Origin of the sequence: Pseudomonas frederiksbergensis, assembly GCF_001874645.1 — a bacterium.
GTDB classification, from domain to species: Bacteria; Pseudomonadota; Gammaproteobacteria; order Pseudomonadales; family Pseudomonadaceae; genus Aquipseudomonas; species Aquipseudomonas frederiksbergensis_B.
In genome coordinates, this window is record NZ_CP017886.1 from 1818104 (window position 1) to 1830871 (window position 12768).

Annotated in this window: 13 protein-coding genes and 1 pseudogene; 8 read left to right on the forward strand and 6 right to left on the reverse strand. The window is 58.8% G+C overall.

Translation table 11 applies throughout. The annotated features are described in order from the left end of the window. Positions 1-122: 122 nt before the first annotated feature. The 3 genes from BLL42_RS09050 to BLL42_RS09060 form a co-directional block, all read right to left on the reverse strand. The gene (locus BLL42_RS09050; protein ID WP_071550690.1) at positions 123-1148 is read right to left on the reverse strand and encodes an IS110 family RNA-guided transposase; all 1026 of its coding nucleotides are present in this window, start codon (positions 1146-1148) and stop codon (positions 123-125) included. 114 nt (positions 1149-1262) lie between these two features. Continuing rightward, the gene (locus BLL42_RS09055; protein ID WP_071551752.1) at positions 1263-2654 is read right to left on the reverse strand and encodes a PhoH family protein; all 1392 of its coding nucleotides are present in this window, start codon (positions 2652-2654) and stop codon (positions 1263-1265) included. Positions 2655-3014: 360 nt separating this feature from the next. After that, entirely contained in the window at positions 3015-4139 is a 1125-nt protein-coding gene (locus BLL42_RS09060) for a polysaccharide deacetylase family protein (RefSeq protein ID WP_071551753.1), read from the reverse strand. Positions 4140-4352: 213 nt separating this feature from the next. Here BLL42_RS09060 and yaaA point away from each other — a divergent pair, with 213 nt between their 5' ends. From yaaA to BLL42_RS09090, 8 genes and pseudogenes are all read left to right on the forward strand, one after another. Next, the gene (yaaA, locus tag BLL42_RS09065; protein ID WP_071551754.1) at positions 4353-5132 is read left to right on the forward strand and encodes a peroxide stress protein YaaA; all 780 of its coding nucleotides are present in this window, start codon (positions 4353-4355) and stop codon (positions 5130-5132) included. Further along, positions 5133-5231: pseudogene (locus BLL42_RS29235) on the forward strand (alginate biosynthesis protein AlgA); the annotation flags it as partial. It lies immediately after the preceding gene. A gap of 241 nt (positions 5232-5472) precedes the next feature. Continuing rightward, positions 5473-6003: a hypothetical protein gene (locus BLL42_RS09070; protein ID WP_071551755.1), complete on the forward strand. Its 531-nt coding sequence runs from the start codon at positions 5473-5475 to the stop codon at positions 6001-6003. Then, the gene (locus BLL42_RS29585) at positions 6003-6593 is read left to right on the forward strand and encodes a hypothetical protein (RefSeq protein WP_129586942.1); all 591 of its coding nucleotides are present in this window, start codon (positions 6003-6005) and stop codon (positions 6591-6593) included. Before BLL42_RS09070 ends, BLL42_RS29585 begins: the two co-directional genes overlap by 1 nt. A gap of 159 nt (positions 6594-6752) precedes the next feature. Then, the gene (locus tag BLL42_RS09075; RefSeq protein WP_071551756.1) at positions 6753-7217 is read left to right on the forward strand and encodes a multidrug transporter; all 465 of its coding nucleotides are present in this window, start codon (positions 6753-6755) and stop codon (positions 7215-7217) included. A gap of 39 nt (positions 7218-7256) precedes the next feature. Continuing rightward, positions 7257-8081 (forward strand): SDR family oxidoreductase, encoded by an 825-nt coding sequence (locus tag BLL42_RS09080; protein ID WP_071551757.1) that lies wholly within the window; start codon positions 7257-7259, stop codon positions 8079-8081. 50 nt (positions 8082-8131) lie between these two features. Continuing rightward, the gene (locus BLL42_RS09085; protein WP_071551758.1) at positions 8132-8530 is read left to right on the forward strand and encodes a DUF4440 domain-containing protein; all 399 of its coding nucleotides are present in this window, start codon (positions 8132-8134) and stop codon (positions 8528-8530) included. Between the two features lie 326 nt (positions 8531-8856). Beyond that, complete coding sequence (locus tag BLL42_RS09090) at positions 8857-9231, forward strand: DUF6124 family protein (RefSeq protein WP_071551759.1); 375 nt, start codon at positions 8857-8859, stop codon at positions 9229-9231. A gap of 284 nt (positions 9232-9515) precedes the next feature. On the opposite strand, the gene BLL42_RS09095 is transcribed toward BLL42_RS09090, so the two are convergent. From BLL42_RS09095 to BLL42_RS09105, 3 genes are read right to left on the reverse strand one after another with little or no spacing between them, the layout of a single operon-like run. Continuing rightward, positions 9516-10379: an efflux RND transporter periplasmic adaptor subunit gene (locus tag BLL42_RS09095; protein ID WP_071551760.1), complete on the reverse strand. Its 864-nt coding sequence runs from the start codon at positions 10377-10379 to the stop codon at positions 9516-9518. A gap of 10 nt (positions 10380-10389) precedes the next feature. Continuing rightward, a complete protein-coding gene (locus BLL42_RS09100; protein ID WP_019691945.1) occupies positions 10390-10590 on the reverse strand; it encodes a DUF1656 domain-containing protein in 201 nt (66 codons plus the stop codon). Then, positions 10580-12766 carry an FUSC family protein gene (locus BLL42_RS09105; protein WP_071551761.1) on the reverse strand — a complete coding sequence of 729 codons (2187 nt, stop codon included), beginning with the start codon at positions 12764-12766 and terminating at the stop codon, positions 10580-10582. Before BLL42_RS09105 ends, BLL42_RS09100 begins: the two co-directional genes overlap by 11 nt. Between the last annotated feature and the right edge of the window lie 2 nt (positions 12767-12768).

Consider the following 12768-nt stretch of genomic DNA (forward strand, 5'->3'; position numbering starts at 1 on the left):
GGCTTTCTAAAGCCGATTTTTGTGCCAGGTTGTTCGTCAGGCCGGTGGGCCGTTCACGTCATCCGTTGTTCAGCTATCGCAAAACCTGAAGGGTGGTTCGTGGTACTGCAACAACCGCAGGGTCAGGCGTTCAGCGCGTCTGGCCCTGCTTCATACTGCGTATGGTGGGCCGCTAGCGCCCACGCGATCCGCGCCAGCTTGTTAGCCAAGGCACAGGCCACCACGTTCGAGTGGCGTCGCGTCAGCATTGAGCGTACCCAGTCGGCCAAACGGCCGCGCTGGTAGTCCAGCCTTTGCATGTAGACCCGAGCACACTGCACCAGCAATTGCCGTAGGTGCTTGTCACCGCGCTTGCTGATGCCGAGCAAATTCGCCTTGCCACCGGTGCTGTATTGTCTGGGCACCAGACCCACAGACGCGGCGAAGTCGCGACTGCACTTGTACTGTTGGCCGTCGCCCATTTCGACAGCCAACAGGCTGGCGGTGATCGGGCCGACACACGGCATGCTCAGCAGGCGACTGCCCAGATCATCGGCGGCCAGTTGGCTTGCCAGCTCTTTATCCAGTTCCTTGATCTGCTCATCCAGGCAAACGAAGTGATCGTGCAGTTGTTGCAACAGCCCGGTGAGCCGAACCGGCAACTCATGCTCGGCCAAGATACTCGCCAAACGTTTCATGATCGCCAGACCTTTGGGCAGGCTGATACCAAACTCCAACAGGAAACCGTGCATCTGATTGGCGGCTTTGGTGCGGTCGTGCACCAGCGATTCGCGCAGGCGGTGCAGAACGGAAAGAGTCTGCTGGGCCTCGGTTTTAGGCGAGACGAAGCGCATCGACGGACGTGAAGCGGCTTCGCAAATGGCCTCGGCATCCACGAAGTCGTTTTTGTTGCCCTTGACGAAGGGCCGGACGAACTGCGGAGAAATCAGTTTGGCCTGATGCCCCATGGCGATCAGCTGACGAGCGACAAAATGCGCGCCGGCACACGCCTCCATCACCACGGTACAGGCCGGTAGGTTGCCGAAGAACTGCATCATCTGTGGGCGCGAGAGCTTCTTGCGAAACACCTCTCGCCCGGATTTGTCCTGGCCGTGCAGATGGAAACTGTGTTTACCGAGATCGATTCCGATCAGCGCTGACTCGCTCATGATGATGGCCTCCGAAAACAAAACACCCTGCGAAAGCGTAGCCCTCGCAGGGTGTGGGGGTGACCATCTCATTAAACCGGGCGGCTTTGTGGCCGCCCGGTTTTGGTGCAACGCTTACAAATGAGATTCGGCGTATTCGGCCAGAATCGAACGTGGCACCCCTTGCAGGGTGATGTGTACACCGTTGGGGAAGTCCTTGAAACGTTCAGTCAGGTAGGTCAGCCCGGAGCTGGTCGCGGACAGGTAAGGGGTGTCGATCTGCGCCAGGTTGCCCAGGCACACCACTTTGGAACCGGCGCCGGCACGGGTGATGATGGTTTTCATCTGGTGCGGGGTGAGGTTCTGGCATTCGTCGATCAGGATCAGGCTCTGCTGGAAGCTGCGGCCCCGGATGTAGTTGAGGGATTTGAACTGCAACGGCACTTTGCTGAGGATGTAGTCGACGCTGCCATGGGTGCTTTCGTCATCCATGTGCAACGCTTCGAGGTTGTCGGTGATGGCGCCCAGCCAAGGCTCCATTTTTTCTGCTTCGGTGCCTGGCAGGAAACCGATTTCCTGGTCCAGTCCCTGCACGCTGCGGGTGGCGATGATGCGCCGGTAGCGCTTGCTGACCATGGTCTGCTCGATCGCGGCCGCCAACGCCAGGATGGTTTTACCCGAGCCCGCAGCACCCGACAGATTGACCAGATGAATGTCCGGATCGAGCAAGGCGAACAAGGCAAGGCTCTGGTAGATGTCGCGTGGTTTCAGGCCCCAGGCTTCCTGGTGCAACAGGGGTTCCTGATGCAGGTCGAGGATCAGCAGACGGTCTTCCTCGATCTCCTTGATCCAGCCGACAAAGCCCTGTTCGTCGATGATGAACTCGTTGATATGCACCGCCGGCAGGTTGTCGATCAGCTTCACCTGGTGCCAGGTGCGGCCATGGTCCTGACGGGTTTCGACCTTGCTCACGAGGTCCCAAAAGGAGCCGGTCATGTTGTGATAACCGTTAGGCAGCAGCGATACGTCGTCAACCAGTTGGTCGGTGCTGTAGTCCTCGGCCGCGATCCCGCAAGCCCGGGCCTTGAGGCGCATGTTGATGTCTTTGGTGACCAGCACCACGGGCAGTTTTGGTTCGCGCGCGTGCAGGTCAATCAACTGGTTGATGATGATGTTGTCGTTCAGGTGCTCGGGCAGAATGATGTTCGGCTCGGCGCGCTTGCTCATCAGGATCGACAGCAAACCCTTGGGCCCGCTTTTTCCGCGCTGGATCGGTACACCCAGTTCAACGTCTTGGGGAGAGGCGTCGCCCAGCGTCTTGTCGATCAGGCGAATGGCCTGACGGCATTCGGCCGCCACACTGTGATGGCCGCCCTTGAGCTTGTCCAGCTCTTCAAGGACGGTCATCGGGATGGCAACGTGGTGTTCTTCGAAGTTCAGGAGCGCGTTGGGATCGTGGATCAATACGTTGGTATCGAGTACATAAAGGATTGGCTGGTTGGAGGGGCTACGTCCGTGATCATCCATACTCGGTCACCTTTGTGGGAGCCAGTCGACGCAATACCATGACAGTGCTGCGCCTCGAAGTGGCCACCGAATTCACCTGCCGTACTCATATGAACTGCACGACTCAAGTGAACTGCACACACGGGGTCTTGGAAGACGCCACCTGTGTTGCAGGTTTCGGCGGTCTGTCTTCGTAATACTCCAAAACCTGTGACAGAAAAAAGCACTTTGACGCTTTTTTGAAGTTTATTTTCCAGAGTGACGAAAAGCCCTTGGCGCGCCGCGCAGACACCGTTAAAGTCGGAAGTCCGCCTGCATCGAAATCTCTCTCAAAATCACCTCTGCCCCAATGTTTCCGGGTTTTTTTGGGGAGGGCGCGTTTCAGCGAAAAGCGTCCTGACAATCTTCCCAGCCGATCCCGCTTTGCGCGGTGTACGTCAACAACCACGGCATTGCCGTTTTCACCACGTCCTGTTTGACGTTGAAATTGATCACCCCGTGGCGCCACAACAGCATCAATGTCAGCACTCGCTGTGCGCTCTGCTCAGCCGTGAGCTGATGACTGCCGTCCGCAGGATCGATGTCCCACAGTGCAACCTGCACCCCCTGAGCCTTGAAGAAACCTTGCGCATCGGCGCGACGCTGGCCATTGGGCGGGCGGAACAACGGCACGAAGTTCTCCGGCAGATTGTTCTTCACCAGTTCGACGCTGCGAGTGACTGAATACTGCCAATCCTGCCAATGGCTGTGGGAGCGGAATTCCCAGCCCTGCACACCGATGCATTGTTTTGAGTACAACGCTTGCAGCTCGGCCACCGAATGCTGTGCCAGGCGGTTCTGGATGTCGCTGCCCAGCACAAAGAAGGTCCCGCTCAGGTTCGACTTGCGCAGGTACTCGGCCAGCCACGCAGTGTTGTCCGGCGCGAGGCGGGCGGCGCTGTCGAAGCTCAGCACAAACAGCCGATCGTTGAGCTCATCGCCGTTACGCTCGTAGTCGCCGAACAGTTCAACTTCGCTGCTGGTCTGCGGAAACAGCGCGGCCTTGCGCAATTGTTCGTCCAGATAGCGCTCATGAAAACGCCGGCTCGGCTCGGCCCATCGGGCGTAATAGGAGTCTTCGCCGAGCTGGAACTTGCCGGCCTGCTCTCGCAGGGTGTCCATGTCTTCGACCAGAAAACAGAAAGACGCATCCTGATCGCAGCTCTGCTGGGCAAAGTTGTAGTTCGCTAGCAAGCGCTGCCACATGCGCGCGCGCAGTGTGTTGATCGACTCAAGGTTGATCATGCGTAACCCCAGGCGCTGCTTTAACGCCGCTTCGTCCAGCGACTCACTGGCCAGCAAGGCCCGGGCGAAGGTGAGGATTTCCGCGCGTGAAGCGACATCGAACAGGGTCGGGTTGCCGAGTTGTTCTGGCCAGGTGCTGCGATCCAGCGTGGCAAGGTCGTTGGGCGCGGCAAAAGCGCCAACGCTGAACAACCAGGCACAAAACAGTAAAGCGATACGCAAAGGGATGTCTCCATAACAAAACCCGCGCAGCACTATATCCCGAGAAGGTCAAAAGATCGCAGCCTGCGGCAGCTCCTACGTGGATTGGCGTATGTAGGAGCTGCCGCAGGCTGCGATCTTTTCGGCCGCACCGCCGATCACCTATGGCCTTGATAGCTGGAGTCAACCGGGACAACCCCCTAGAATCCCCGCACGATTAAAGGAGACGACTTCATGCTGATGGTGATTTCCCCCGCCAAGACTCTCGATTACGAAACACCACCGGCCACCCAGCGCTTCACTCAGCCGCAGTACCTGGACCATTCCCAGGAGTTGATCCTGCAACTGCGCGAGTTGAGCCCGGCACAGATCAGCGAGTTGATGCACGTTTCCGACAAGATCGGTGGCCTCAACGCCGCACGCTTTGGCAGCTGGACCCCGGCATTCACGCCGGCCAACGCCAAGCAGGCGCTGCTGGCATTCAAAGGTGACGTGTACACCGGCATGAATGCCCAGACCTTCAGCGAAGCCGATTTCGACTACGCCCAACGCCATTTGCGCATGCTCTCGGGCCTCTACGGCCTGCTGCGCCCGCTGGACCTGATGCAGCCGTATCGGTTGGAGATGGGCACCAAACTGGCCAATGCCCGTGGCAAAGACCTATACGCCTTCTGGGGCACGCAAATCAGCGAGTGGCTGAACGACGCCCTGGCCGACCAAGGCGATGACGTGCTGCTCAACCTCGCCTCCAACGAGTACTTCTCGGCGGTCAAACGCAACGCCTTGAACGCCCGGATCATCAACACCGAGTTCAAGGACCTGAAGAACGGCCAGTACAAAATCATCAGTTTCTACGCGAAAAAAGCCCGTGGGATGATGAGCCGTTTCGTGATCCAGGAACGCATCAACGACCCGGCTGCGCTCAAGCAATTTGACGTGCAGGGTTACCGCTACAGCGCTGAACAGTCGAAACCCGATCACCTGGTTTTCCTGCGCGACCACGCCCCCGAGTAAAGCTACCTGGGCGACGATGATATCGAGCGCTTTGAGGATATCCATGGTCGCTCTACGCCGATTGAACGAGGGGTGTCGGTGAAAACCATCGCGCAGTGATTGATCGCTATAACAGGAAGCCCCCGTCCAGCCGACTGCGTTCCCTATCCGCAGCAGGCTGGGCGTTTTTTTGCTCGCCATTCAAACTACCGCAACGCTGCGCGCACTCTTTAAAGCAGCAACTACTGAAACATCCATTCACCAAACAACCACTCATTAAAACCATCTTACTGTTAGCTTAACAGCCAGCCGAGCACACTCGAGACTGTCAACACCCAACAACAAAAATGGAATACACACTATGAGCCAGAACAAAGAACGCTCCTTTGTTGCCACAATGAAAACCAACTACGGCAATCTGCACATTCCAAAAATAACTCATGGCAAAACCACCCACGTCAAAAAACCGGATTACGACACTTGGTCATTTGATGCCATCATGGATGTTTCCAATTATCTTTGTGTAAAGTCTGACGCGCCGTTCCAGCAGCTCAAGTTTTACTTTTATTGCATTGACGACTACTACTCCATCTATCTTTTCACCGACAGCCTGTATCACCGCTATGCATTGAGCAACGAAGACAAGGACTTCATCGGCGCCTTTCGCCCTGACTCGGCGCAGACAACCTACAACTTGCTTGATCAGAACGGACGCATTATCACTCTTGACCAGATCGGCAACGGGAACCCGACTCTCAGGATCCAGACCAGGGGCGGTCGCACTCTGAGTGTGCGCGGCAACACCCCTGTGGGCGGCCTCGTTTGCACAGGAATAGTCCGCGCAAAGCCCTTGGATTTCAAATTCGAAATTCTGAGCCGCGGTGCGGCTTAATGACTTCATACCGTGAATATCTCATGACTACAGATCGGCAAAAAACTTTTATTGCGACCCTTGGCACTGAAACCAGTCTATTGCACTTCCTGGACGTGATGCACGGCAAGCGGACGATAGTTACATCTACCTTGTTCAGCGGTGGCTTTTTTACCGGGCGCCCACAAGAACGGGACGATTCACACTTCCTGGGGTTGCGCCCCGAAGCCCCAATCGATGCCAGACCTCGACTAACGCTTTACTTCAGGCACACCAACCTCGGCTACAGACTCTATATTCGAACACCCGGTTCATATTATGGAAAATGCCTCAGCACCAGTGAAGAAGGGCTAATTGGAGCATTCCCTCCAACCGGATCAGAAACTTTTCATCTGCTACATAATAACGGCAAGCCCCTCACTCTTGATCATTTAAACAAAGACAGAACCCGCATCTACTTGCAAGTTAGAAACTCGGGATTGATGCATGTACATAACGTCCACGACTCCCCCTACATCTATATTGCTGACAAAGGTGGAGCGCCCTTGGTTTTCAACCTGAACATTCAGGAAAGAAACGCACCTTATATCAATCATCCTGACGAAGTCTGATGCGACGCATCCGAAATCGGTGGGCGACGACTGATACGTCTCGCCCACCTTTTCCCTGGTCTTTGCCGCAGCCGATTAGCGCTGCGGCGGCTCTCAGCCATCGCCAATCCCATCTACGCTTAGGTAGCATGACCGTCTCCCCTTCCGAGGTTTCGCTGCATGTTCATTGGCGTCCTGCTGGTCATCACCTGGCTGTTCCTGTTGCTGCGCTATCCGGCCAAGGCCTTGCCGGTCTCTTTGGCAGCGGCCATCGGGTTGGGGCTGGTGGCCGTGTGGGTGGTATGGCTGGACAACCGCGAGATCAAGCAACTGGCGCGGCTGGAGTTGCGCATCAGCTATGCACCGGAACATTGCCCGGCCGATCGCCCGCTGCTGCTGAAGCTGAACAACGGCAACGACGTGCCGCTGACTGAACTGCGCTGGCGGATCGCTGCCTATGCGCCGGGTGACACGGTCAACCTGGCGGACAATCAATACGCCGCCCCCCGCTACCGCGGCCCCGGTGAATTGCAGGCCGGCGCCGATTGGGAGGACTGTTTGCCGATGCCGCCGCTGCGCCCCGGTTATCGTCCGCAAACCCTGGAGTTTCGCGCCGAGCGTTTGCAGGGTAGTTTCTCTGACTGATCCTTCCCCTTCCCCCTCTTTTTGCACAAGGACCGCGCCATGCCCATCGCGTTAATCACCGGTTGTTCCAGCGGCATTGGCCGCGCCTTGGCCGACGCCTTCAAAAACGCCGGTTTCGAGGTGTTGGCCACCGCGCGCAAGGCTGAGGACGTGGCGGTTCTGGCTGACGCCGGTTTTACCGCCGTGCAGCTGGACGTCAACGACGGGCCGGCACTCGAACACTTGAGCGAACGCATTAATCAGCAACACGGCGGCCTCGACGTGCTGATCAACAACGCCGGTTACGGCGCCATGGGACCACTGCTCGACGGCGGTGTAGCGGCGATGCAACGCCAGTTCGAAACCAACGTGTTCGCCGTGGTCGGTGTCACCCGCGCGCTGTTTCCGGTATTGCGCCGCAGCCGAGGCCTGGTGGTGAATATCGGCAGCGTCTCCGGTGTGTTGGTCACACCGTTCGCCGGTGCCTATTGCGCCTCGAAAGCCGCGGTGCATGCCTTGAGCGATGCGCTGCGCATGGAACTGGCGCCCTTCGGTATCCGGGTGATGGAAGTCCAGCCCGGCGCCATCGCCTCCAGTTTCGCCAGGAACGCAGGCCTTGAAGCCGAACTGCTGATCAGCGAACAATCGCCCTGGTGGCCGCTGCGCGAGGGAATTCGCGCTCGGGCCAAGGCTTCCCAGGACAACCCGACCCCAGCCTCGCAGTTCGCGGCTGACCTGCTCAAAGCCGTGCAGCACAGCAAACCGCCGCGCTTGCTGCGCCTGGGCAATGGCAGTCGAGCGTTGCCGCTGCTGGCGGGGTTGCTGCCCAAGGGGTTGCTGGAATGCGGGTTGATGAAGCGGTTTGGCCTGACTGGCCAGCTTTAAACGTTTAGAACACCGACGCTCCTACCCTGCGCTCAATTCAAGGAAAGAACATGACCGACTACACCCCCTACTTCAACGAAGTGACCCAGACCCTCGTCGACATCGAGCAATGGTTTTCCGGCACGGCCGACAAAGGCGTACTGACGCAGTTGCTGGCGCGCTTCTCGCCGCAGTTTTCGATGATCGTGCCCGGCGGCAACGCGCTGGATTATCCGGGCTTGAGCGAGCTGTTCGATAAACTCGGTGGTGCTCGCCCGGGCTTGCGAATCGGCCTGAGCGAACTGCGCGGGATTGACCAACACGCAAGCGGCGCCACCGTCAGCTATCGCGAACTGCAATCCGATGCGAGCGGCGTGCTGAACGATCGGCGTGCGACGGCAGTGATTGAAAAGCTGCCGTCAGGCGCGCTGCTGTGGCGGCATTTGCATGAGACGTATTGCCAGGGTTGAACAAGAAAACAGATCAACAGATCGCAGCCTTCGGCAGCTCCTACGCGGTGCATGTCATTCGGCGTAGGAGCTGGCGCAGACTGCGATCTTTTGATCCTGGGAGAGAAACGGATTCATTTATCCCGGAACCGGAATAAAAGGACGTTTATGTCGTGTAGGTTTTTGAAGGACAATGGCCCGCGCTTCTGAGGACGGTTCCGACACGTTTTGACGGTTGCGCTGGGAGATGAGGGACGGATAACCTTTTCGGGTCGCTGCCCATTCAGCGATCGGGTGTGGTAGCCCGGATATCTCATAGGAGTGACTCAACCTATTGGAGCATCACTATGTCTAAAGCTACCCCCAATCCCACTGAAACCGAAAGCACCTCTCCCTACGCCTCCCTCGATTCAAAAGAACTCCACGCCGCCGCACACCGTGCGCTCGATCATTACCTGGTACTGCCTGAGACCAAGGCATTGTTAACCGACCGACGTCCCGGCTGCATTTTTGTCATAGCCCCCGACGTCGACTCTGAAACCCTATTGGCCCACGCCTGCGAGACGCTCGCCTCGGTGAATGTCATGGCCAGCGATCTGGCGTTTGAGCTTGAAGGCCCCAAGCGCAATACCGCATTGGCGATTCAGCAGATGATTTCGCTGGCCGAGTTGGCGGTGAATCGGGCGCTGGATCACCTTGATCCACCGGATTCACCGCAGTAGCGGATAAGAGCCCGGCGCCCGTAGCAGCTGTCGAGCCCGCGAGGCTGCGTTCGGCCGCGAAGCGGTCGTGAAATCAGGCAGCGCGTTCTTTCAGGTAAACCGCGTATGCAGGATTTGCGAGGACTACGTCCTCGAACGCAGCCTCGCAGGCTCGACAGCTGCTACGAATTTGGGGCTCGTCAGGTAGACGGCGTTATCGTTCATCGCGTATTTCCCTGCCCGAACAAAACAAAACCCGCCGCCTTTTCACAAGGCTGGCGGGTTTTGTCGTTTCAGCTCAGGCGCTATTGCTGATCAACCTGATTGACCACCACCGTGCAGGTAATCCCCGCCGCCAGCAGCACCCCGTCCGGGACTTCATCGATGTGAATCCGCACCGGCACCCGTTGGGCCAGACGCACCCAGTTGAAGGTTGGATTCACGTCGGCGATCAGCTCGCGGCTTTCCGGGTTGTCGCGGTCGTAGATGCCGCGCGAAATGCTTTCGACATGGCCCTTGAGCACTTCACCGCTCATCAATTGCATGTCGGCCTTATCGCCGACGCGCACGTGGGGCAGTTTGGTTTCTTCGAAGAAGCCGTAGACCCAGAACGAGTGCATGTCGACCACGGCCATTTTCGCTTCGCCGATGCGCGCGTAGTCGCCGCGATGAACGTTGAGGTTCGTCACGTAACCGTCCACTGCTGCCAGTACTTTGGTGCGTTTGAGGTTCAACTCGGCCGCTTCCAGCTGAGCTTGGGCCTGTTGGTAGTCGGCCAGCGCCGAGTCGGCGATGTTGCTGGCGTCGTCGCGGCTTTCCTTGGAGATCACCAGGTTGTCGAGGTCGGCGCGGCGGTGCGCGTTGACCTTGCGCATCTCCCAGGTGGCTTTGCGCGAAGCCACCTGCGACTGCGCCTGTTTCACCGCGATCTGGTAATGCTCAGGGTCGATCTGCATCAGCAGGTCGCCCTTTTTGACCTGTTGGTTGTCACGCACCGGCACGTCGATCACTTCGCCGGTGACGTCGGCGGCGACGTTGATGATGTCGGCGCGCACCCGGCCATCGCGGGTCCACGGGGTGTCCATGTAATGCACCCAGAGGGTCCGGCCGATCCACAGCGCGAGGGCCAGTACCAACAAGGTCGCGAGCAGACTGAAGAGCTTTTTCATCGAATCGGTCTCAAGGGTAAACAGTCAGCGCGAGGGCGCCGAACAAACAGGTGAAGAGGCTCAAGCGCAAAAGCGCCGGGTGCCAGAAGAAGCGGTACAGATCAAACCCGGACAAAAACCGGTCGAGCGCCCAGGCCACCGCCGCAGCGATGAAAAACATCAGGGTCATGGTCGGCATGTAGACGCCGTGGAAGGCAATTTCACGAGGCATGGTCAGGTCCTTGAGGGGCAGCGAGTGCCGCCAGCGGCGATTGCGGGTCGAGCAACGACGTGCGGATGAAATGCAGGTAGCTCTTCACCCGGCGCAGGGCGGAGGTGTCGAAGTGCGGGGCGAAGGGTTCGTCGGTGGCCTGGACACGGCTGATGGCGTGGTCGACAGCCACCAGACTGCGCTCCAGATTGCTCTGGCTCGGTTGCAGAAACAACCGCACCAATGAGCGCCCCATGACCCGGATCGCCTGGCGCCACGGTTGAGATTCGGCATAGGCCGGGTGCACCGGGAGAATCGCCTGTTCCTTGCGCAACTCAATGATCGCGTGGCCGACTTCCAGCACCACAAACATCCAGCGCAGCAATTGGCTCTGTACCTGCGGTTGTCCGGCGGCCAAGCCATAGGCCTGGTGCACCAGATCGCGGGTGCTGCTTTCAAAACCTGAGGCCAGCCCCTTGAGTTTGCCGCTGATGGCGAACACCACTTGCCCGCGCAAGTCTTGCTCCAGTCGCCGCCATAACCAGCGGCTGTTGGGCGGCAAGATGATCGCCCCCGCCGCCGCGCACACCAACATGCCCATGACCATGGCGATGTAGTCATTAATGAAGGTGTAGGGGTTGTAGACGGTCAAGTTGTCCGGCACTGAACCGGTGCTGAAAAAGATCAGCAAACCCAGGCCGACACCGGCGTACTGCGGTCGTGAGGTGAGGAACGAACCGAGTACGATCACCGGCGCCAGCATCACGCACAGTAACGGGAAACCGTCGATCCACGGGAAGATGAAAAACATCTCGACGAAGCCGATCAGCGCACCGAGCAACGTTCCGCAGGCCATCTGGAACGCCATGCGTTTGGGGTTCGGGGTGGCCGCCGAGAGACCGACCGTGGCCGCAGCGATCAAGGTCATGGTCGCGCCACTCGGCCACGCGGTGGCGACCCAGTAACTGCCCAGCACAATCAGAATGAACGACGCCCGAATGCCCGCAGCGGCCGAGGCCAACCCGTTGGTTTTCGGGGTGTAGGGTTCGTCCCATTGCTCGCGTTCGTGGCTGTGCTCGGCCAGCGATGCGTGGGTCTGTGCATAACTGTGTACTTCGTCGACGAAGCGATAGAGCAACTCGTACGCGGTGTGGAAATCCAGTTGCTCGGCGTCGCTCGGTTCGCTCTCCTGAAAAAGCGCCCGCAAGCTGCGCACCCGCGCCGGCAGTCCTTCTTTATAGGCCGCCAATTGCGCCGCCAGACGTGCCGCATCGGCATGCGTCAGCGCACGCCCCGAGAAGCCATCGAGCACTTCGGCCAGGTCCTGCAAGCCCGGTTTGATCGCCGCCACCACCTGTTCCGTACCACTGCTGCGCAAGCGTTCAAGCAACTGATGCAAGGCGTTGAAACGAGTGGTGATGCCCATGAATTCGCTGTTCAAGCGACTGAGCCGACCATTGCGCCGCCGCATGTGCGGGTCTTCGAACACGGTGACGCTGCGCAACCCTTCCAGACCCACGGCTTCGGCGATAAAACGCACGTTGCCAGCTTCGAAAGCCTCGCGTTGGCTGCGACCCCGCAAGCCATCGGTCACGAACAGTGCGAACACCCCGAAGCGCTGATACAAGGCGTTGCGCATCGCGGCGCTGGCGGTTTGCGGGAGAATCGCGGCGCTGACCAAGGTTGAGCAGAGAATCCCCAGGGAGATTTCCAGCACCCGCCAGACCGCCGCCATGAACGCACCGTCCGGGTGCGCCAGCGCCGGCAAACCGACCATCGCGGCGGTGTAACCGGCGAGCACAAAACCGTAAGCGCGGAAGTTGCGATAACGCGCGGCGCCGGCCGTGCAGATCCCGACCCAAATCGCCAATGCACCGAGAAACAGTTCGGTGTTCTGTGCGAACAGGGCAATCAGCGCGACCATTACCGCCGAGCCAGCCAACGTGCCGAGAAAGCGATAAAAGCTCTTGGCGAACACCTGACCGCTCTGCGGCTGCATGACGATGAACACGGTGATCATCGCCGTGCGTGGTTGCGGAAGTTCCAGGCGCATGGCCAGCCAGAGGGTCAGGAACGCGGCGATCAGCACCTTGAAGATGTAGACCCAGGTCACGCCGTCACTGCGTGCCCAGTCAAAAAAACCGCGGCGCCATTCAAGGGAATACAGCCAGCGCAGCGGTGCAGGCAAGGGAGTCATGG

Bases quoted from the DNA above. Each gene is read 5' to 3' on its own strand.
- BLL42_RS09050 (WP_071550690.1), bottom strand. From the start codon at position 1,148: ATGAGCGAGTCAGCGCTGATCGGAATCGATCTCGGTAAACACAGTTTC.
- BLL42_RS09055 (WP_071551752.1), bottom strand. From the start codon at position 2,654: ATGGATGATCACGGACGTAGCCCCTCCAACCAGCCAATCCTTTATGTA.
- yaaA (WP_071551754.1), top strand. From the start codon at position 4,353: ATGCTGATGGTGATTTCCCCCGCCAAGACTCTCGATTACGAAACACCA.
- BLL42_RS09070 (WP_071551755.1), top strand. From the start codon at position 5,473: ATGAGCCAGAACAAAGAACGCTCCTTTGTTGCCACAATGAAAACCAAC.
- BLL42_RS29585 (WP_129586942.1), top strand. From the start codon at position 6,003: ATGACTTCATACCGTGAATATCTCATGACTACAGATCGGCAAAAAACT.
- BLL42_RS09075 (WP_071551756.1), top strand. From the start codon at position 6,753: ATGTTCATTGGCGTCCTGCTGGTCATCACCTGGCTGTTCCTGTTGCTG.
- BLL42_RS09080 (WP_071551757.1), top strand. From the start codon at position 7,257: ATGCCCATCGCGTTAATCACCGGTTGTTCCAGCGGCATTGGCCGCGCC.
- BLL42_RS09085 (WP_071551758.1), top strand. From the start codon at position 8,132: ATGACCGACTACACCCCCTACTTCAACGAAGTGACCCAGACCCTCGTC.
- BLL42_RS09090 (WP_071551759.1), top strand. From the start codon at position 8,857: ATGTCTAAAGCTACCCCCAATCCCACTGAAACCGAAAGCACCTCTCCC.
- BLL42_RS09095 (WP_071551760.1), bottom strand. From the start codon at position 10,379: ATGAAAAAGCTCTTCAGTCTGCTCGCGACCTTGTTGGTACTGGCCCTC.
- BLL42_RS09100 (WP_019691945.1), bottom strand. From the start codon at position 10,590: ATGCCTCGTGAAATTGCCTTCCACGGCGTCTACATGCCGACCATGACC.
- BLL42_RS09105 (WP_071551761.1), bottom strand. From the start codon at position 12,766: ATGACTCCCTTGCCTGCACCGCTGCGCTGGCTGTATTCCCTTGAATGG.